We start from the raw sequence: 19,438 nt of genomic DNA on the forward strand, positions 1-19,438 counted from the left end.
CTGACGGAGTGTCGCGATGAGCCCAACTGAACCGGTGACCGGTCTGATTCTTTCGGGAGGAGGCGCCCGGGCGGCGTATCAGGTGGGCGTGCTGGCGGCGATTGGCGAATTGCTGCCGTCGGGGGCAAGCAACCCGTTTCCGGTGATCGTCGGCACATCGGCGGGCGCGATCAACGCGGTCAGCCTCGCCAGCGGGGCGATGAATTTCGTCGCGGCCATCGAGCGTCTGAGCGCGTTCTGGCAGAGCTTTCGCAGCCATCGGGTGCTGCGCAGCGACTGGCCGGGGGTGATTCACCAGGCTACCCGGTTTTTCGGCCACAGCCTGCTCGGCCTGGGCGCCCAGGTACCGGTGGCCTTGCTCAACAGCTCGCCGCTGCGCGACCTGCTCAACGAGAAAATCCATCTACCGGGTATCGAGCAGGCCATCGAGCACCAGCAACTGCGGGCGGTGGCCGTGACCGCCTTCGGCTACGAGTCGGGGCAGGCGGTCACCTTTTACCAGGGCAAGGGTGCCATCGATTCCTGGTTGCGCCATCGGCGTATTGGCGTACCGACCGAGTTGACCGTCGATCATCTGTTGGCCAGTTCGGCCATTCCGCTGTTGTTCGCACCGGTCAAGCTGGACCATGAATACTTCGGCGACGGTGCAGTGCGGCAGTCGGCGCCGATCAGTCCGGCGCTGCACCTGGGCGCCAGTCGCGTGCTGGTGGTCGGGGTCAGTGGCAACTCGCGCGGGCTGGACGCCAATGCAGTTGTCGAGCGCACCTTCACCGGGCAGCAGCCGAGCCTGGCGCAGATCAGTGGGCACATGCTCAACAGCACCTTCATTGATAGCCTGGAAAGCGATATCGAACTGTTGCAGCGCCTGAACCAGTTCGGCCGGATGTTGCCTCCTCATCAGCCCCGCAGCCTGGGGCTGGCACCGGTCGATGTATTGGTGATCGCGCCCAGCCGGCCACTCGACGAGATAGCCGCGCGCCATCGACACGAGTTGCCACCGGCGTTGCGCACCTTCCTGCGCGGGCCTGGTGCAACACGGACCAGTGGGGCCGGGGTGCTCAGCTATCTGTTGTTCGAGGCCGGTTATTGCAGTGAGCTGATCGAATTGGGGCGCCGCGATGCGTTGGCCAAGCGCGATGAGCTGTGCCGGTTTCTCGGCTTGCCTCAGGCGGTGATGTTCCAGGCGGCGTCGGCCAGCTGAGCGGGCTGCTCCAGCAGGTTGGCGGCCAGGTAGCGAGCCACTGCCTCCTCGCTGCAGGCACCGATGGTTTCATGCCGTGGCAGGGCCTGCATCACCTTGTGGTGGGCGGTGCCCATGACCAGGCCCTTGCCGGCGACGGTGAGCATTTCCACATCGTTCATGCCGTCGCCAAAGGCGATGCACTGGCTCAAGGGTACGTCGAGGAACTGTGCCAGGCGTGCCAGGGCGCTGCCCTTGGACACGTTGCTGGCCATCAGTTCCAGGCAGAACGGTGACGAGAACGTGCTGTGCACGCTATCGCCGAGCAGCTCACCGAGTTGTTCGTCGAGCCGCACCAGGGCCTCATGGTCGTGCTGCGGGTGGATGAAGAAGACTTTCTCGACGCCCTCCAGCGGAAAATCCCTGGCCTGGAGGAGGGTGGGTGGGAAGCCCTCCTGCAGGGTAAAGGTATCGAGCAGCGCCTGGTCGGCGTTGGTGATCCAGCGGGAGTCGCAATAGGCGTTGATCATCAGCCCCGGCAGCCCTGCCGTGGCATCGAGTACTCGGCGGACGACATCTTCGGGCAGATGCTCGCAGGCGATCAGTTGCTTGCAGGCGCTGGTGATGCAGGCACCGTTGGAGGTGATCAGGTGTACCGGCAGTGGGTAGTCATGGAGGATCGCTTCGACTTCGGGCCGGCTGCGGCCGGTGGCGATCACCACGTGCCGACCGGACGCCACCAGTTGGTTGAGGACCGAGCGGGAAAATTCGCCGATACGGTCGTCTGGAAGCAGCAGGGTGCCGTCGAGGTCGGAAGCGATCAGGTTGTACATGGTTCGTCCTTGTGTTGCGGGAGCCGGATTGCCGGCTCCCGCCAGGGTATCCCCATAGCCTCGCGGTTTACTCGGAAATCTGCAACTTGCGCGATTCGGTATAGACGTAGCGCACCTTCTCGTATTCGAACGGCGAGTTCAGCTGGCCATAGCGGAAGCTGGTGGTGTAGCGCTTGTCGATGGCGCGCAGGGCGTAGATCTCCGGATGGTTCTCGCTGGCCTGGGAGACATTGAGGAAGTTGATCTGCGACTCCGCTGCCAGGTCGAACACCAGGCCCGTGGTATCACGCAGGTTCGAGGGACCGAAGAACGGCAGTATCAGGTAGGCCCCGCCTGGTACCCCATAGAAGCCCAGGGTCTGGCCGAAGTCCTCGGTCTGGCGCGGCAGGCCCATCTTGGTCGCAGGGTCCCACAGGCCGGCAACGCCGATGGTGGTGTTGAGCAACAGGCGGCCGGTGGTCTCCAGCGAGCGCTTGCCCTTGAGCTGGAACAGGCTGTTGAGCAGGTTGGGCACATCGCCCAGGTTGCTGAAGAAGTTGCTCACGCCGCTGCGCACGAAGCCCGGAGTGATGTAGCGGTAGCCGTCGACTACCGGCAGGAACACCCACTGATCGAAACGGTAGTTGAAGTGATAGACGCGGCGGTTCCATGACTCGAGGGGGTCGTAGACGTTCAAGGCGTTGAGCGTCGAGCGCTCGAACTCACGCTGGTCCAGGCCAGGATTGAACTTAAGCTTCTTCAGCGGCTCGGTGAAACCGTCCGGATCGGGTACCACCGGGTCGTGGGCCTTGCTGTTGTCAGCCTGGGCGTAGCCGGCACAGAGGAGGGCGGCGATCAGCATCAGATGTTTAGCCACGGAAGAACTCCAGCATGGCGTCGGCGTTGACGCGGTAATTGAGGTTGCCGCAGTGACCACCGTGGGGGTAGACGGTCAGGCGATTGCCGAAGGTGCTGCGCAGGAAACCGAGGTCGCCAGGACCGAGGATGACGTCGTCGGCGTTGTGCATCACGGCGATTTTCGGGCTGTCGTGCAGATAGTCCTTGAGCGCGTAGAGGCTGACCTGGTCGATCAGTTGCAGCAGGCTGCCACCGTCGGTACGGGCTCGCCACATCGGAATCACCTGGTCGGTCAGGTAGCAGTCGAAGTCGCATTGCAGGGCGCGCTTGAGCATCGGGGTCAGGCTGGTGCCTTCGGTGATCGGGTACTTGGGCGGAGTGATCAGGCCACGGCGGTTGATCAGGTCCGAAGTAAAGGCGATGTCTGCCGCCGAGAAGCGGAAGGAAGTGCCGATCAGCATCGCCATCTGCTCATTGGTCAGGTGCTGCTTGGATTGCTGGAAGTCGTAGAGCAGGGCGTCGTTGAGGTCGATGTAGCCTTTCTGCTGGAAGTAGCGGGTCAGCTTGGCCAGCACCAGCTCATAGAAAGTGGTGCTGTTGTTGATGCCCTTGACCTCGGTCTGTACCAGCTTGTCGAGGTTGGTGATCGAGGTATAGAGGTTGACCGGCGGGTTGAGCAGCAGGACTTTCTTGAAGTTGAAGCTGCGCCGGGTTTCATCCAGCTTGCTGACGAACGCGGCATCCAGTGCGCCGAGGCTGTAGCCGCTCAGGTAGTAGTCGGTGACGGGCAGTTTCGGGTTCTGCGCGCGCACGGCCTGCATCACCCGGTACATGTCTTCGGCGTCTTCCTTGGTAATGCCGGGCGTGGCGAAGCGCGAGGCGGCGCTCATGAAGTCGAAGCTGGTCGGCGACGACAACTGGACGACGTGGTAACCGGCCTTATAGTAGAGCTTCTTCAGGTACTCATTCAGGCTGCTGTCGTAGCGTGCGCCGGTACCGGCGATCAGGAAGATCAGCGGTGCGGCGTGATCCTGGCGGGCGACGCGGTAGGTGAGTTTCTTCACGGCCCAGAAGTTGTCCGGGAGGATGAACTCACGTTCCGGACGCAGTTGCACGCTGTAGTCCGACTGATCGATGTCATCGTCTTCGGGCAGTTGCGGACGCAGGTTCGGTGGGGTGGTGGCGATGGTCGCTTCAAACGGGTTGGTCAACGGATAGCCATAGCTGGCAGCGTCGACATCGACCGCCAGCGCGGATGCACTCAGAATGAGACCGCCGACGAAAGTGGCGAGGCGCAGGGAACGGAGCATGACTACATCCTTTAATAAGGAAATGCGGAGTGGGAGTCGCAGGCTATGACCACTGGGGTGCTGCCGAAGTGCCATGTCCGAAGACGAAAAAATGCAGCCGTGCTGCCTTCATCCAGACAATAGCCTATAGACGATACACTTTGCCGCAGTTTGCTGGCCAGTTAACCATTGTTAAAGCTTGCAAGCAGCGCCTTGGCGATTATGCTGGGCGGCGTTTTTGCCTACCGGAGTCGTTCATGTCCCGTCGTTTTTCGCTGATCCTGTTGGTTCTCGTCCTGCCGCTGTGGCTGGCTGCCAGTTATGGCGTGCGTTATGGGCTGATGGAGGATGGACAGTGGGTCGGTATCTGCGTCGATGAGGCGCTGCGCTGGCAGTGCCAGGTGCGTTCGAACCTGGGCTGGCTGATTCATTTCAAGGTGTTGGGCTGGGCTGCCCTGGGCGTTGCGGCGCTGGCGTTCGTGCTGCCGCGTCGGCTGGGTTGGGGGCTGGGGGCACTGGCGTTGCTGGTCGGGTTTCCGGCCTTGGCGCTGTACAACACCAGCCTGGCGGTGTTCGCGGTGGTAATCGCTGGCTTGAGGTTGGTGCGGGCGGCCCGATAGAGCGGTAGACACAAAATGTATGCCAGGCGCGGTCACTGTGGGAGCCGGACCGCCGGCTCCCACAGTTTGGTGATGCTTCTGCGGGTTGCTGGTCAGCCTGAAAGTCAGTGGCGAACGCGCAGGCTGCGCCACAAGGCTGCAACCAGCAGCACGCTGACCGCCGCCCAACCCCAGGCCTGCGGGTTCTGCAGGCCTTCGCGATACAACTGGGGCACGATACCTGCACCGATGATGAAGGCCAGCAGGGCCGTCTCGCCCCGTGGTACGCGCACCGGGCGCATCAGGAATACCAGCGCCGGCAACAGCAGCGCCGCGCTCGGGAAGCTGCGATAGCGCGGGTCCAGCGCCAGCTCCAGCATCATCACTGCCCCGGCGAAGCCGGTCGCGGCCAGCAGCCAGCCGGCGCGCTGCTCCAGCCATTCGAAGGCGTCCTGGCGCCAGCCCGAGCGAGCACCCAGCGTCAATGCGGCATGGGCCATTACCAGCAGGTTCAGGCCCACCAGCAGGCCGGCCCAGATCCATTCGCCGGTAAAGCGGCTGGTTACTCGCGCCAGTTCGCCCCAGGCTCCGATGGAGCAGGCGGCCAGCGCACCCAGCAGCGGCAGGAGCAGGGCTCCACGGGTGCTGCGCACGCGCCCGCCCAGCAACAGGGTGGCGCCGAACAATGCGGCACCGAAGGCCAGCCATTGTGGCCAGTGCGGCAGGTTCGAGACGGGGCCGGCGAGGATACCCTTGTCCTGGCGATCGGCGTCGAACAGCCCCCAGTACCCGCCGACCGCACCTTCGCTGCCACGTTTCCACGGCTGGTCGAACGCTTCGATCAGGTTGTAGTGCCAGCCGTTCTGTTCGGCCAGGTTGACGAAGCCGCGGATGAAGCGGGCCTCGTTGACCCGGCTCGGCAGCGCGGTTTCGCGCTGGCGGCCTTCGCTTGGCCAGCCGGTTTCGCCGATCAGGATGTCCTTGGGCGCGAAGCGGTTGCCGAAGGCCTGGCGGATCTGTGCGACATGGTCGATGGCCGCATCGATGCCCGCCGGATCATCCTCCCAGTACGGCAGCAGATGGATGGTCAGGAAATCCACCGCCGGCGCGACGTCCGGGTGGCTGAGCCAGAACTCCCAGACATCGGCATAGGTCACCGGCTGCTTCACGTGGGCCTTGACCTTCTGGATCAGCTTGACCAGTTGTGCGGCGGTCACTTCCTTGCGCAGCAGGGTCTCGTTGCCAACGATCACTGCGGTGACCACGTCGGCGTTGGCATTGGCCGAGGCGATCAGTGCGTCGACTTCCTTCGCGGTGTCCAGCGGATTGCTGTTGACCCAGGCGCCGATCATCATTTTCAGGCCATGTTTGCGCGCCAGCTCCGGCAAGGCTTCGAGGCCGGTCATGGAGTAGGTGCGAATGCATTCGAAGCGGGTCGCGAGCAGCGCCAGGTCGGCATCCATGCGCGCAAGACGCGGCTTGAACGGCTGGTCGAACGGCGATTGGTCCTTGTCGAACGGCGTGTAGGACGCGCATTGCAGCTTGTGCGTCGGCGTCGCCGCGTCCGGCAGGATCACCGGTTGGCCGAGGCCGTACCAGAATCCGCAGAGGGCCAGGAGGCCCAGCAGGCAGGCGAACAGATAGGGCAATAGCGGGAAGCGGGCGGTGGCAGGCATGGTCGGGCTATCTGGGGGCAAAGCCGCGCATATTACCCGGAAATGCCTTGGCCTTGGGCTCGCGCAGTATTTTGTCATGGAAAGTCCGCAGGCGCTGGGCGAGGCGCATGCCCAACCGGTTGGTTGCTGGCTTTCTGATGTCGCTTCTCGCTGTCTTGAGGTCGCTGTCGGATCAGGTTGGTCGGCGCACTGGGTTGATGATCCGGGTATCAGTACTCCGCTGATGATCGAACGGGTTTGGCCGTGAGGCGTGAAGGGGGCGCCGTGCACCATAACTATACGTTGAGGCCGTCCGGCATCCGTCGGGCGCAGCACTTTCGGGGAAGTAACGATGAAGATGCGACGACTCTTAGGCGCAGGTGCCGCTCTGGTGCTTGCCATCAGTTCCAGCCTGGCCAGTGCCGAAACCAAGACCGTGACCATCGGCTATGTCGATGGCTGGTCCGATAGCGTGGCCACCACCAACGTGGCCGCCGAGGTGATCAGGCAGAAGCTGGGGTATGACGTGAAGTTGCAGGCCGTGGCCACCGGGATCATGTGGCAGGGGGTTGCCACCGGCAAGCTCGATGCCATGTTGTCCGCCTGGCTGCCGGTGACCCATGGCGAGTACTGGGCCAAGAACAAGGACAAGGTGGTCGACTACGGCCCCAACTTCAAGGATGCCAAGATTGGCCTGATCGTGCCGGAGTACGTCAAGGCCCAGTCGATCGCCGACCTCAAGACCGATGACAGCTTCAAGAAAAAGATCGTCGGTATTGATGCAGGCTCGGGCGTGATGATCAAGACCGAGCAGGCCATCAAGGACTATGGTCTCGACGGCTACAAACTGCAGGCTAGTTCGGGCGCGGCAATGATCGCCGAGTTGACCCGTGCCGAAGAGAAGAAAGAGTCGATCGCCGTCACTGGCTGGGTGCCGCACTGGATGTTCGCCAAGTGGAAGCTGCGTTTCCTCGAAGACTCCAAGGGCGTGTACGGCGCGGCCGAGACCGTCAACAGCATCGGCAGCAAGGAACTGGACAAGAAGGCGCCGGAAGTGGCGGCGTTCCTGAAGAAATTCCAATGGGCGTCCAAGGACGAAATCGGCGAAGTCATGCTGGCGATCCAGGACGGTGCCAAGCCTGAAGTGGCGGCCAAGGACTGGGTGGCCAAGCACGCCGATCGCGTCAGCGAGTGGACCCAATAATTTCCCGAAGGCTCTAGCCTGCACTACCCGAGGCCGCCCGGCGTTATCGTCCGGCGGCCTTCGTGTTTCTGCTCGTTGAACGTTGGCCTGCGCACGGGCTGGGATGATGAAACTGGACTAGTGTCGTTCTAATACTAAGGTCGTCTGGTTTCGGTTGCAGACCCGCCTAAAGTGAAAAATGTTTCATCTCATCTGTGCTGCGAGGATAAAAACAATGAACGACAGCATTTACCTCTCGATCCAGAACAGTCCGCGTTTCAAGGAGCTGGTCAGGAAGCGGGAACGATTCGCCTGGATTCTCTCGGCGATCATGCTTGGCTTGTATTCGGCTTTCATTCTTCTGATTGCGTATGGACCACAGGTACTGGGCGCCAAGCTCAGCCCGACGTCGTCGATCACCTGGGGCATACCCCTGGGCGTCGGCCTGATTGTCTCGGCCTTCATCCTGACCGCTATCTACGTGCGTCGCGCCAACGGCGAATTCGACGACCTGAACAATGAAATCCTCAAGGAGGCCCAGCAATGATCCGGCGTCTATTTGCGGCCCTGGGCATCATGGCCTTTGCCCCCACTCTCTGGGCAGCCGACGCGCTGACCGGTGAAGTACACAAGCAACCCCTCAATGTCGCGGCGATCGTGATGTTCGTGGTGTTCGTCGGGGCGACCCTGTGCATCACCTACTGGGCGTCCAAGCGCAACAAGTCGGCAGCCGACTACTACGCGGCAGGCGGCAAGATCACCGGCTTCCAGAACGGCCTGGCGATTGCCGGTGACTACATGTCGGCGGCCTCGTTCCTGGGGATTTCCGCGCTGGTGTTCACTTCCGGCTACGATGGCCTGATCTACTCCATCGGTTTTCTGGTGGGCTGGCCGATCATCCTGTTCCTGATCGCCGAGCGCCTGCGCAACCTGGGCAAGTACACCTTTGCCGACGTGGCGTCCTATCGCCTCGGGCAAACCCAGATCCGCTCGCTGTCGGCCTGCGGTTCGCTGGTGGTGGTGGCGTTCTATCTGATCGCGCAGATGGTCGGTGCCGGCAAGCTGATCCAGCTGCTGTTCGGCCTGGACTACCATGTGGCGGTGATCCTGGTGGGTATCCTGATGTGCCTGTACGTGCTGTTCGGCGGCATGCTGGCGACCACCTGGGTGCAGATCATCAAGGCCGTGCTGCTGCTGTCGGGCGCTTCGTTCATGGCGCTGATGGTGATGAAGCACGTCAACTTCGACTTCAACATGCTGTTCTCCGAGGCGGTCAAGGTTCACCCCAAGGGTGAGGCGATCATGAGCCCCGGCGGTCTGGTGAAAGACCCGATCTCGGCGTTCTCCCTCGGCCTGGCACTGATGTTCGGTACCGCTGGCCTGCCACACATCCTGATGCGCTTCTTCACCGTCAGTGACGCCAAGGAAGCGCGCAAGAGCGTGCTGTACGCGACTGGCTTCATCGGCTACTTCTACATCCTGACCTTCATCATCGGTTTTGGCGCGATCCTGCTGGTCAGCACCAACCCGGCCTTCAAGGATGCAGCAGGTGCGCTGTTGGGCGGTAACAACATGGCGGCGGTACACCTCGCCAATGCCGTGGGTGGTAGCGTGTTCCTCGGCTTCATCTCGGCGGTGGCCTTCGCGACGATTCTCGCGGTGGTGGCTGGCCTGACCCTGGCCGGTGCGTCGGCGGTATCCCATGACCTGTATGCCAGCGTGATCCGCAAGGGCAAGGCGAACGAGAAGGACGAGATCCGCGTCTCGAAGATCACCACTGTCGCGCTTGGCGTGCTGGCAATCGGCCTGGGCATCCTGTTCGAGAACCAGAACATCGCGTTCATGGTCGGCCTGGCGTTCTCCATTGCCGCCAGCTGCAACTTCCCGGTACTGCTGCTCTCGATGTACTGGAAGAAGCTGACCACCCGCGGGGCGATGATTGGCGGCTGGATGGGGCTGATCAGTGCGGTCGGGTTGATGGTTCTTGGCCCAACCATCTGGGTGCAGATCCTGCACCATGAAAAGGCCATTTTCCCCTACGAGTACCCGGCGCTGTTCTCGATGATCATTGCTTTCATCGGTATCTGGTTCTTCTCCATCACCGACAAGTCGACTGCGGCTGAAAATGAGCGGGCGCTGTTCTTCCCGCAGTTCGTGCGTTCGCAGACGGGCCTCGGGGCGAGTGGGGCGGTTTCCCACTGAGAGGTTGTATAGGCTTCTATATATAAGCAGTGAGCAAGCCGATGCCCTGGTCGAGAGACCGGGGCATTTTTATTTTATTGGAGAGGGGCCGCCGGGAGGGCGCATTCGCGGGCAAGCCCTGCTCCTACAGGTTTCAGTCGTCCATGGATACTCGGATCGACACGAACCTTGTAGGGGGCAGGGCTTGCCCGCGAATACGCCAGTCCAGGCAACGCCGATCACGATGACACAAATGAAAACGGCCTCTGGGTAGAGGCCGTTTCCGGTGCGGCAAAGGTGTTACGCAAGGCAAATCTTACTTGCGGTCTTCCAGCTTGGTGATGTCACGCGACTCGTAGCCGGTGTACAGCTGGCGTGGACGGCCGATCTTGTACGGGCTGGAGAGCATTTCCTTCCAGTGGGAGATCCAGCCGACGGTCCGTGCCAGGGCGAAGATCACGGTGAACATGCTGGTTGGAATGCCGATCGCCTTGAGGATGATCCCCGAGTAGAAGTCGACGTTCGGGTACAGCGAGCGCTCGATGAAGTACGGATCGGTCAGGGCGATCTCTTCCAGGCGCATGGCCAGTTCCAGCTGCGGATCGTTCTTGATGCCCAGTTCCTTCAACACTTCGTCGCAGGTCTGCTTCATCACGGTGGCGCGTGGGTCGCGGTTCTTGTAGACGCGGTGCCCGAAGCCCATCAGCTTGAACGGATCGTTCTTATCCTTGGCCTTGGCGATGAACTTGTCGATGTTCGAGACATCGCCGATTTCATCGAGCATGGTCAGTACCGCTTCGTTCGCACCGCCGTGGGCAGGGCCCCACAGTGCGGCGATACCGGCGGCGATACAGGCGAACGGGTTGGCACCCGAGGAGCCGGCCAGGCGCACGGTGGAGGTGGAGGCGTTCTGCTCGTGGTCGGCATGGAGGATGAAAATCCGGTCCATGGCCTTGGCGAGTACCGGGCTGATCGGTTTGATCTCGCACGGGGTGTTGAACATCATGTGCAGGAAGTTTTCCGCGTACGACAGGTCGTTGCGCGGGTACATCATGGGCTGGCCCATGGAGTACTTGTAAACCATCGCTGCCAGGGTTGGCATCTTGGCCACCAGGCGGACCGCCGATATTTCGCGGTGCTGGGGGTTATTGATGTCCAGGGAGTCGTGGTAGAAGGCCGACAGGGCGCCAACCACGCCGCACATGACGGCCATCGGGTGGGCGTCGCGGCGGAAGCCGTTGAAGAAGCTCTTCAGCTGTTCGTGAACCATGGTGTGGTTCTTCACGTTGCTGACGAACTTGGCTTTCTGCTCTGCGGTCGGCAGTTCGCCGTTGAGCAGCAGGTAGCAGGTTTCGAGGTAGTCGGATTTCTCGGCCAGTTGCTCGATCGGGTAGCCACGATGCAACAAAATGCCGTTATCACCGTCGATATAGGTGATTTTCGATTCGCAGGACGCGGTCGACATGAAGCCAGGGTCGAATGTGAACCGGCCCGTGGCCGTCAGGCCCCGCACGTCGATTACATCGGGACCAACGGTGCCGGTTAAAATGGGCAGCTCGACGGGGGCTGCGCCCTCGATGATCAACTGCGCTTTTTTGTCAGCCATGTGGCCTCCTATTTATGCTTGAAATCATCTGACAGGCCCCCCACGCAGGGCCCGCACCACTATAGTGAGATAAATTCGAAAGTCAATTTGCCAAAAGTCGTACGCCAGAAGGCTTTGAGCAGCATTTTTCCTCGAAATTGACGGCTATTTACGCCTTTTATCCGGTTAGCGCAATGCACCATTGGAGGTAGTCCTTTGCGTTGTCATTAGTAGCCTAACTGTCTATACTCGGCGTCCGACCGCCATGGGCTTTTGGGCCCGATTTATTGGGGGTCGTCACTCCCTGGGTGGTGGGTACCTGACCAGTGCACTTGCCCAACAACTTTGCCCTGATTGTTAGGGGCTCTTCAGTGTGAAAAAAGCCGTGAAAAGCCAACGACCTGTAAACCTAGACCTAAGGACCATCAAACTCCCAGTCACTGCTTACACGTCCATTCTTCACCGTATTTCCGGTGTCATCCTCTTTGTCAGCCTGGCCATCATGCTCTATGCATTGGACAAGTCGCTGAGCTCCGAGGAAGGCTTCGGTCAGGTGAAAGCGTGTCTGACCAGTCCGCTAGCCAAGCTAGTGATTTGGGGCATCCTGTCCGCCTTGCTGTATCACCTGGTCGCCGGTGTGCGCCATCTGATCATGGACATGGGCATCGGTGAGACGCTGGAAGGCGGCAAGCTGGGCTCGAAAATCGTTATCGCCGTTTCCGTGGTGGTAATCGTTCTGGCAGGAGTTTGGATATGGTAACTAACGTCACGAACCTCTCGCGTTCGGGCCTCTATGACTGGATGGCGCAGCGCGTGTCGGCGGTTGTTCTCGCGGCATACTTCCTGTTCCTGATCGGATACATCATCGCGAACCCAGGCCTTGGCTACGGTCAATGGCACGAGCTGTTCTCTCACGGCTGGATGCGCATCTTCAGTCTGCTGGCCCTGGTGGCCCTGGGCGCTCACGCCTGGGTCGGCATGTGGACCATCGCGACCGACTACCTGACGCCGATGGCGTTCGGCAAGTCCGCGACTGTAGTGCGTTTCCTTTTCCAGGTGGTATGCGGCGTTGCAATGTTCGCGTACTTCGTCTGGGGTGTGCAGATTCTCTGGGGTATCTGATTCATGGCTAACATTCCAACGATTTCTTTCGACGCCATCATCATCGGCGGCGGCGGCGCAGGCATGCGTGCCGCACTGCAGTTGGCGCAAGGCGGTCACAAGACGGCCGTGATCACCAAGGTGTTCCCGACCCGTTCGCACACTGTATCCGCCCAGGGTGGCATCACCTGCGCAATCGCTTCGGCCGACCCGAACGACGACTGGCGCTGGCACATGTACGATACCGTCAAGGGTTCCGACTACATCGGTGACCAGGACGCTATCGAGTACATGTGTCAGGAAGGTCCGGCAGCGGTGTTCGAGCTGGACCACATGGGCCTGCCGTTCTCCCGTACCGAATCCGGCCGTATCTACCAGCGTCCGTTCGGCGGCCAGTCCAAGGACTTCGGCAAGGGCGGCCAGGCGGCACGTACCTGCGCGGCTTCCGACCGTACCGGTCACGCCCTGCTGCACACCCTGTACCAGGGTAACCTGAAAGCCGGCACCACCTTCCTGAACGAGTACTACGCCGTTGACCTGGTGAAGAACCAGGACGGCGCGTTCGTCGGTGTGATCGCCATCTGCATCGAAACCGGCGAAACCAGCTACATCCGTTCCAAGGCCACCGTGCTGGCCACCGGCGGTGCCGGTCGTATCTACGCTTCCACCACCAACGCCCTGATCAACACCGGTGACGGCGTCGGCATGGCCCTGCGTGCTGGCGTACCGGTACAAGACATCGAGATGTGGCAGTTCCACCCGACCGGCATCGCCGGCGCCGGTGTACTGGTAACCGAGGGTTGCCGCGGTGAAGGTGGCTACCTGATCAACAAGCACGGCGAGCGTTTCATGGAGCGTTATGCTCCGAACGCGAAGGACCTGGCTGGTCGTGACGTGGTTGCCCGCTCGATGGTGAAGGAAATCATCGCCGGCAACGGTTGCGGCCCGAACGGCGACCACGTGATGCTCAAGCTCGACCACCTCGGCGAGGAAGTGTTGCACAGCCGTCTGCCAGGCATCTGCGAGCTGTCCAAGACCTTCGCCCACGTCGACCCGGTCGTTGCTCCGGTTCCGGTCGTGCCAACCTGCCATTACATGATGGGCGGCGTTGCCACCAACATTCATGGCCAGGCCATCACCCAGAACGCCGACGGCGAAGACGCCATCATCCCTGGCCTCTTCGCAGTGGGTGAAGTGGCTTGCGTATCGGTTCACGGCGCCAACCGCCTGGGCGGCAACTCGCTGCTCGACCTGGTGGTATTCGGCCGTGCTGCCGGCCTGCACCTGGAAAAAGCCCTGACCGACGGCATCGAATACGATGACGCTACCGACGCCGACATCGAGGCCGCCCTGGCTCGCCTGTCCGCGCTGAACGAGCGTAGCGATGGCGAAGACGTGGCTACCCTGCGTCGCGAGCTGCAAAGCTGCATGCAGAACTACTTCGGTGTATTCCGTACCGGCGAATACATGCAGAAGGGTATCGCCCAGTTGGCTCAACTGCGCGAGCGTATCGCCAACGTCAAGATCAACGACAAGTCCCAGGCATTCAACACCGCACGTATCGAAGCCCTGGAACTGCAGAACCTGCTGGAAGTGGCCGAAGCCACCGCCATCGCTGCAGAAGTGCGTAAAGAGTCCCGCGGCGCCCACGCCCGTGAAGACTTCGAAGACCGCGACGACGAAAACTGGCTGTGCCACACCCTGTACTTCCCGGGTGAGAAACGCGTTGCGAAACGTGCCGTGAACTTCTCGCCGAAGACTGTTCCGACTTTCGAACCTAAAGTCCGGACTTATTAAGGGTGGCCGCTATGTTGCAAGTCGAAGTTTATCGTTACAACCCCGACACCGATTCGGCACCTAAAACCCAGGTGTTCCAGGTCGATACCGGTGGCAAGGACCTGATGGTTCTGGATGTGCTGGCGCTGATCAAGGAACAGGACGAGGGTTTCTCCTATCGTCGTTCCTGCCGTGAAGGCGTTTGCGGCTCCGATGGCATGAACATCAACGGCAAGAACGGCTTGGCGTGCATCACGCCGCTGTCCGCCGTGGTCAAGGGTAACAAGCTGATCGTTCGCCCGCTGCCAGGTTTGCCGGTTATCCGTGACCTGGTCGTCGATATGAGCATCTTCTACAAGCAATACGAGAAGGTGAAGCCATTCCTGCAGAACGACACGCCGGCTCCGGCCATCGAGCGCCTGCAGTCGCCGGAAGATCGCGAGAAGCTCGACGGCCTGTACGAGTGCATCCTGTGCGCTTGCTGCTCGACGTCCTGCCCGTCCTTCTGGTGGAACCCGGACAAGTTCCTGGGCCCGGCTGCCCTGCTGCAAGCCTATCGCTTCCTGGCAGACAGCCGCGACACCAAGACTTCCGAGCGCCTGGCTTCGCTCGATGATCCGTTCAGCGTATTCCGCTGCCGCGGCATCATGAACTGCGTCAACGTATGTCCCAAGGGCCTGAACCCGACTAAGGCCATTGGTCACATCCGTAACATGCTGCTGCAGAGCGGCGTGTGACTCAGCTGTTGTAACCGTAGGACCGCAACACCCGTAGAGGCTGCGGCGCAGGCTTCAACCGGCGCCGCAGTTTAACCAGAGCAATGGCTTACAAGGCTGTCGCTCTTATTTTGAAGAAATGAAGACCAGCAGGGGCATCCGGGCTGGTACCCGGACTATCAGCGTGATTCTGAGTGGCTTGTTTTGGTCGCTGTATTGCGACTGCTTCAAGCGTGCTTGGTGTATTCGCCGGTGGTGTCCCCTAACCGAGGGTGACCAAGCATGCAAGAAAGCGTGATGCAGCGCATGTGGGAAAGCGGCTATCTTTCAGGTGGTAACGCAGCCTATGTGGAAGAGCTTTATGAGCTCTACCTGCACGACCCTAACGCTGTGCCAGAAGAATGGCGCACCAAATTTCAGACGTTGCCTTCCGACGGCAACTCTGCCACTGATGTATCGCACTCGACGATCCGCGATCATTTCGTGTTGCTGGCGAAGAACCAGCGCCGCGCCCAGCCGGTTTCCGCCGGCAGCGTGAGCAGTGAGCACGAGAAGAAGCAGGTTGAAGTGCTGCGATTGATCCAGGCCTTCCGGATGCGTGGCCACCAGGCATCCCAGCTCGATCCGCTGGGACTCTGGCAGCGTCCTGCACCTGCTGACCTGTCGATCAATCATTACGGCTTGACCAATGCCGATCTTGATACGACCTTCCGTGCCGGCGACCTGTTCATCGGCAAAGAGGAAGCGAGCCTACGCGAAATTCACGAAGCTTTGCAGCAGACATATTGCCGCACCATCGGCGCCGAGTTCACGCACATCGTCGACTCCGAGCAGCGCCAGTGGTTCCAGCAGCGTCTGGAAAGCGTTCGTGGCCGTCCTGCGTTCTCCCCGGACATCAAGAGCCACCTGCTCGAGCGCGTCACCGCCGCTGAAGGCCTGGAAAAGTACCTGGGTACCAAATACCCGGGCACCAAGCGTTTCGGTCTGGAAGGTGGCGAGAGCCTGATTCCGATGCTGGACGAGATGATCCAGCGTTCCGGTTCCTACGGCGCCAAGGAAATCGTCATCGGCATGGCCCACCGTGGCCGCCTGAACGTGCTGGTCAACACCTTCGGCAAGAACCCGCGCGAGCTGTTCGACGAGTTCGAAGGCAAGAAGAAGGTCGAGCTGGGCTCCGGTGACGTGAAGTACCACCAGGGCTTCTCGTCCAACGTGATGACCACCGGCGGCGAAGTCCACCTGGCCATGGCATTCAACCCGTCCCACCTGGAAATCGTTTCCCCGGTGGTCGAAGGGTCGGTGCGCGCTCGCCAGGATCGTCGCAACGATGCCAGCGGTGACAAGGTACTGCCGATTTCCATCCACGGTGACGCTGCGTTCGCAGGTCAGGGCGTGGTCCTGGAAACCTTCCAGATGTCGCAGACCCGCGGCTTCAAGACTGGCGGCACGATCCACATCGTGATCAACAACCAGGTGGGTTTCACCATCAGCAACCCGCTGGACTCGCGTTCCACCGAGTACGCCACCGACGTTGCGAAGATGATCCAGGCACCGATCCTCCATGTGAATGGTGATGATCCGGAAGCCGTGCTGTTCGTGACCCAGCTGGCCGTCGACTACCGCATGCAGTACAAGCGTGATGTGGTGATCGACCTGGTCTGCTACCGCCGTCGCGGCCACAACGAGGCCGACGAGCCGAGCGGCACCCAGCCGCTGATGTACCAGCAGATCACCAAGCAGCGCACCACCCGCGAGCTGTACGCCGAGCGTCTGGTCCAGGCCAAGGTGCTGGACGACGCACGCGTCCAGTCCAAGGTCGACGATTACCGCAACGCCCTGGACAACGGCCTGCACGTGGTGAAGAGCCTGGTCAAGGAACCGAACAAGGAACTGTTCGTCGACTGGCGTCCATACCTGGGCCACGCCTGGACCGCGCGTCACGACACCCGCTTCGACCTGAAGACCCTGCAGGAACTGTCCGCCAAGCTGCTGGAAACACCAGAAGGCTTCGTGGTTCAGCGCCAGGTCGCGAAAATCTACGAAGACCGCCAGAAGATGCAAGCCGGCGGCCTGCCGATCAACTGGGGCTACGCCGAAACCATGGCGTACGCGACCCTGCTGTTCGAAGGTCACCCGATCCGCATGACTGGCCAGGACATCGGTCGCGGTACGTTCTCGCACCGTCACGCCGTCCTGCACAACCAGAAGGATGCAACCACCTACATCCCTCTGCAGAAGCTGTACGACCAGCAGCCGCGTTTCGACCTGTACGACTCCTTCCTGTCGGAAGAAGCGGTACTGGCCTTCGAATACGGCTACTCGACCACCACGCCAAACGCGCTGGTTATCTGGGAAGCCCAGTTCGGCGACTTCGCCAACGGTGCCCAGGTGGTTATCGACCAGTTCATCACCAGTGGCGAGCACAAGTGGGGTCGCCTGTGCGGTCTGACCATGCTGCTGCCGCACGGTTATGAAGGGCAGGGTCCGGAGCACTCCTCGGCCCGTCTGGAGCGCTACCTGCAGCTGTGCGCCGAGCACAACGTCCAGGTTTGCGTGCCGACCACCCCGGCCCAGATCTACCACCTGCTGCGTCGCCAGGTCATCCGTCCGCTGCGCAAGCCGCTGATCGTGCTGACACCGAAGTCGCTGCTGCGTCACAAGCTGGCCATCTCCACGCTGGAAGATCTGGCGGAAGGTTCGTTCCAGACCGTTATCCCGGAAATCGACACCCTGGACCCGAAAAAGGTCGAGCGCGTCGTTCTGTGCAGCGGCAAGGTCTACTACGACCTGCTGGAAAAACGCCGTGCCGAAGAGCGTGACGATATCGCCATCGTGCGTATCGAGCAGCTGTATCCGTTCCCCGAGGACGACCTGGTCGAAATCCTGGCGCCGTACACCAACCTCAAGCATGCGGTCTGGTGCCAGGAAGAACCGATGAACCAGGGCGCCTGGTACAGCAGCCAGCATCACTTCCGCCGTATCCTCAGCGGTCACAACAAGTCCCTCGTACTCGAGTACGCCGGACGTGACGCGTCTGCTGCGCCGGCGTGTGGTTATGCCTCGATGCACGCTGAGCAGCAGGAAAAACTGTTGCAAGATGCCTTTACTGTTTAACGCCTCGCGCACCTGAAACCGAATTTAAGGAACCACAGATAATGGCTATCGAGATCAAAGCCCCCCAATTTCCGGAATCGGTTGCCGATGGCACCGTTGCCACCTGGCACAAGAAGCCGGGCGAAGCGGTCAAGCGCGACGACCTGATCGTCGACATCGAAACCGACAAGGTTGTCCTGGAAGTCCTGGCTGAGGCCGACGGCGTCCTGGGCGCCATCATCGCCAACGAAGGCGATACCGTCCTGTCCGCACAGGTACTGGGCACCATCGAGGAAGGTGGCGCCGCCGCCGCCGCTCCAGCCGCCGCCGCCGCTCCAGCTGCCGCCGCTGCTCCTGCTGCCCAGGCCGCTGCGCCTGCCGCCGCCGACGGCGAAGACGATCCGATCGCTGCACCGGCTGCCCGCAAGCTGGCTGAAGAGAACGGCATCAACATCGCTTCCGTTGCCGGTACCGGCAAGGGTGGTCGCGTGACCAAGGAAGACGTGGTCGCTGCCGTTGCCGCGAAGAAAGCCGCACCTGCCGCCGCTCCAGCCAAGGCTGCTGCCCCGGCCGCTGCCGCGCCTGTGTTCGCTGCCGGCGATCGCACCGAGAAGCGCGTACCGATGACTCGCGTACGTGCCACCGTGGCCAAGCGCCTGGTCGAAGCACAGTCGAACATGGCGATGCTGACCACCTTCAACGAAGTGAACATGAAGCCAATCATGGACCTGCGTTCGAAGTACAAGGAACTGTTCGAGAAGACCCACAACGGCGTACGCCTGGGCTTCATGTCGTTCTTCGTCAAGGCTGCCACCGAAGCGCTGAAACGCTTCCCGGCGGTCAACGCCTCGATCGACGGTGGCGACATCGTCTACCACGGCTACTCCGACGTCGGCGTGGCGGTTTCCAGCGACCGTGGTCTGGTGGTACCGGTACTGCGTAACGCCGAGCTGATGAGCCTGGCCGAAATCGAAAACGGCATCGCCACCTTCGGCAAGAAGGCACGTGACGGCAAACTGTCGATCGACGAAATGACCGGCGGCACCTTCACCATCACCAACGGTGGTACATTCGGTTCTCTGCTGTCGACGCCGATCGTCAACCCGCCACAAGCGGCCATCCTGGGCATGCACAACATCAATGAGCGCCCGATGGCGGTCAAGGGTGAGGTCGTCATCCTGCCGATGATGTACCTGGCACTGTCCTACGATCACCGTCTGATCGATGGCAAGGAAGCCGTGTCTTTCCTGGTCACCATCAAGAACCTGCTGGAAGACCCGGCTCGTCTGCTGCTGGATATCTGATTGCCGTCGGCGCGGGCAAGGTGTTCGATCCCGCCTGCGCACGCATGATCAGCTCCATCCCACGACGGTTCCCAAAAGGAACCGTCCGGTTTGATTCGATAAGGAA

The 19,438-nt window shown here is 61.2% G+C and carries 16 protein-coding genes; 11 read left to right on the top strand and 5 right to left on the bottom strand.

Annotation, left to right across the window (positions count from 1 at the left end):
* The first annotated feature begins 16 nt into the window (after nt 1-16).
* Nucleotides 17-1,201: a patatin-like phospholipase family protein gene (locus tag AC6I6U_RS11840; RefSeq protein ID WP_497882124.1), complete on the top strand. Its 1,185-nt coding sequence runs from the start codon at nt 17-19 to the stop codon at nt 1,199-1,201.
* On the opposite strand, the gene AC6I6U_RS11845 is transcribed toward AC6I6U_RS11840, so the two are convergent.
* From AC6I6U_RS11845 to AC6I6U_RS11855, 3 genes are all read right to left on the bottom strand, one after another.
* Complete coding sequence (locus tag AC6I6U_RS11845; RefSeq protein WP_497882125.1) at nt 1,165-2,013, bottom strand: Cof-type HAD-IIB family hydrolase; 849 nt, start codon at nt 2,011-2,013, stop codon at nt 1,165-1,167. The genes AC6I6U_RS11840 and AC6I6U_RS11845 overlap by 37 nt on opposite strands.
* A gap of 67 nt (nt 2,014-2,080) precedes the next feature.
* Nucleotides 2,081-2,869, bottom strand: coding sequence for an MlaA family lipoprotein (locus AC6I6U_RS11850; protein WP_497882126.1), 789 nt, complete (start codon nt 2,867-2,869; stop codon nt 2,081-2,083).
* Complete coding sequence (locus AC6I6U_RS11855) at nt 2,862-4,160, bottom strand: serine/threonine protein kinase (protein WP_497882127.1); 1,299 nt, start codon at nt 4,158-4,160, stop codon at nt 2,862-2,864. The genes AC6I6U_RS11850 and AC6I6U_RS11855 overlap by 8 nt, the downstream gene beginning before the upstream one ends.
* A gap of 236 nt (nt 4,161-4,396) precedes the next feature.
* Between AC6I6U_RS11855 and AC6I6U_RS11860 the strand changes: the two genes are divergently transcribed.
* Nucleotides 4,397-4,759 carry a hypothetical protein gene (locus tag AC6I6U_RS11860; protein ID WP_497882128.1) on the top strand — a complete coding sequence of 121 codons (363 nt, stop codon included), beginning with the start codon at nt 4,397-4,399 and terminating at the stop codon, nt 4,757-4,759.
* 104 nt (nt 4,760-4,863) lie between these two features.
* Here the strand turns inward: AC6I6U_RS11860 and AC6I6U_RS11865 are convergent, their stop codons facing one another.
* On the bottom strand, nt 4,864-6,414 hold the full coding sequence (locus AC6I6U_RS11865; RefSeq protein WP_497882129.1) for a glycoside hydrolase family 17 protein: 1,551 nt from the start codon (nt 6,412-6,414) through the stop codon (nt 4,864-4,866).
* A 331-nt stretch (nt 6,415-6,745) separates the two neighbouring features.
* Here AC6I6U_RS11865 and AC6I6U_RS11870 point away from each other — a divergent pair, with 331 nt between their 5' ends.
* The 3 genes from AC6I6U_RS11870 to AC6I6U_RS11880 all read left to right on the top strand — a co-directional run bounded on the left by AC6I6U_RS11870 (nt 6,746) and on the right by AC6I6U_RS11880 (nt 9,778).
* Nucleotides 6,746-7,597 (top strand): glycine betaine ABC transporter substrate-binding protein, encoded by an 852-nt coding sequence (locus tag AC6I6U_RS11870; protein WP_497882130.1) that lies wholly within the window; start codon nt 6,746-6,748, stop codon nt 7,595-7,597.
* A gap of 214 nt (nt 7,598-7,811) precedes the next feature.
* Nucleotides 7,812-8,123, top strand: a complete 312-nt coding sequence (locus AC6I6U_RS11875) for a DUF485 domain-containing protein (RefSeq protein ID WP_497882131.1) — start codon at nt 7,812-7,814, stop codon at nt 8,121-8,123.
* The gene (locus tag AC6I6U_RS11880) at nt 8,120-9,778 is read left to right on the top strand and encodes a cation acetate symporter (protein WP_497882132.1); all 1,659 of its coding nucleotides are present in this window, start codon (nt 8,120-8,122) and stop codon (nt 9,776-9,778) included. The genes AC6I6U_RS11875 and AC6I6U_RS11880 overlap by 4 nt, the downstream gene beginning before the upstream one ends.
* Nucleotides 9,779-10,073: 295 nt before the next feature.
* On the opposite strand, the gene gltA is transcribed toward AC6I6U_RS11880, so the two are convergent.
* The gene (gltA, locus tag AC6I6U_RS11885; protein WP_186682249.1) at nt 10,074-11,363 is read right to left on the bottom strand and encodes a citrate synthase; all 1,290 of its coding nucleotides are present in this window, start codon (nt 11,361-11,363) and stop codon (nt 10,074-10,076) included.
* Nucleotides 11,364-11,715: 352 nt separating this feature from the next.
* On the opposite strand from gltA, the gene sdhC reads away from it, so the two are divergent.
* The 6 genes from sdhC (at nt 11,716) to odhB (ending at nt 19,332) form a co-directional block, all read left to right on the top strand.
* Nucleotides 11,716-12,102, top strand: a complete 387-nt coding sequence (gene sdhC / locus AC6I6U_RS11890; protein WP_177057650.1) for a succinate dehydrogenase, cytochrome b556 subunit — start codon at nt 11,716-11,718, stop codon at nt 12,100-12,102.
* Nucleotides 12,096-12,464, top strand: a complete 369-nt coding sequence (gene sdhD, locus AC6I6U_RS11895; RefSeq protein WP_017902730.1) for a succinate dehydrogenase, hydrophobic membrane anchor protein — start codon at nt 12,096-12,098, stop codon at nt 12,462-12,464. Before sdhC ends, sdhD begins: the two co-directional genes overlap by 7 nt.
* A 3-nt stretch (nt 12,465-12,467) precedes the next feature.
* Nucleotides 12,468-14,240, top strand: coding sequence for a succinate dehydrogenase flavoprotein subunit (sdhA, locus tag AC6I6U_RS11900; protein WP_497882133.1), 1,773 nt, complete (start codon nt 12,468-12,470; stop codon nt 14,238-14,240).
* 11 nt (nt 14,241-14,251) lie between these two features.
* Complete coding sequence (locus AC6I6U_RS11905; protein WP_497882134.1) at nt 14,252-14,956, top strand: succinate dehydrogenase iron-sulfur subunit; 705 nt, start codon at nt 14,252-14,254, stop codon at nt 14,954-14,956.
* Between the two features lie 261 nt (nt 14,957-15,217).
* Nucleotides 15,218-18,049, top strand: a complete 2,832-nt coding sequence (locus tag AC6I6U_RS11910) for a 2-oxoglutarate dehydrogenase E1 component (RefSeq protein ID WP_497882135.1) — start codon at nt 15,218-15,220, stop codon at nt 18,047-18,049.
* Between the two features lie 41 nt (nt 18,050-18,090).
* On the top strand, nt 18,091-19,332 hold the full coding sequence (gene odhB, locus AC6I6U_RS11915; protein ID WP_497882136.1) for a 2-oxoglutarate dehydrogenase complex dihydrolipoyllysine-residue succinyltransferase: 1,242 nt from the start codon (nt 18,091-18,093) through the stop codon (nt 19,330-19,332).
* The last annotated feature ends 106 nt before the right edge of the window (nt 19,333-19,438 follow it).

It is taken from the genome of Pseudomonas sp. UTLPPB19802 (assembly GCF_059730225.1).

Bases quoted from the DNA above. Each gene is read 5' to 3' on its own strand.
- AC6I6U_RS11910 (WP_497882135.1), top strand. From the start codon at position 15,218: ATGCAAGAAAGCGTGATGCAGCGCATGTGGGAAAGCGGCTATCTTTCA.
- gltA (WP_186682249.1), bottom strand. From the start codon at position 11,363: ATGGCTGACAAAAAAGCGCAGTTGATCATCGAGGGCGCAGCCCCCGTC.
- sdhA (WP_497882133.1), top strand. From the start codon at position 12,468: ATGGCTAACATTCCAACGATTTCTTTCGACGCCATCATCATCGGCGGC.
- AC6I6U_RS11865 (WP_497882129.1), bottom strand. From the start codon at position 6,414: ATGCCTGCCACCGCCCGCTTCCCGCTATTGCCCTATCTGTTCGCCTGC.
- AC6I6U_RS11840 (WP_497882124.1), top strand. From the start codon at position 17: ATGAGCCCAACTGAACCGGTGACCGGTCTGATTCTTTCGGGAGGAGGC.
- AC6I6U_RS11855 (WP_497882127.1), bottom strand. From the start codon at position 4,160: ATGCTCCGTTCCCTGCGCCTCGCCACTTTCGTCGGCGGTCTCATTCTG.
- odhB (WP_497882136.1), top strand. From the start codon at position 18,091: ATGGCTATCGAGATCAAAGCCCCCCAATTTCCGGAATCGGTTGCCGAT.
- AC6I6U_RS11875 (WP_497882131.1), top strand. From the start codon at position 7,812: ATGAACGACAGCATTTACCTCTCGATCCAGAACAGTCCGCGTTTCAAG.
- AC6I6U_RS11880 (WP_497882132.1), top strand. From the start codon at position 8,120: ATGATCCGGCGTCTATTTGCGGCCCTGGGCATCATGGCCTTTGCCCCC.
- AC6I6U_RS11905 (WP_497882134.1), top strand. From the start codon at position 14,252: ATGTTGCAAGTCGAAGTTTATCGTTACAACCCCGACACCGATTCGGCA.
- sdhD (WP_017902730.1), top strand. From the start codon at position 12,096: ATGGTAACTAACGTCACGAACCTCTCGCGTTCGGGCCTCTATGACTGG.
- AC6I6U_RS11860 (WP_497882128.1), top strand. From the start codon at position 4,397: ATGTCCCGTCGTTTTTCGCTGATCCTGTTGGTTCTCGTCCTGCCGCTG.
- AC6I6U_RS11845 (WP_497882125.1), bottom strand. From the start codon at position 2,013: ATGTACAACCTGATCGCTTCCGACCTCGACGGCACCCTGCTGCTTCCA.
- AC6I6U_RS11870 (WP_497882130.1), top strand. From the start codon at position 6,746: ATGAAGATGCGACGACTCTTAGGCGCAGGTGCCGCTCTGGTGCTTGCC.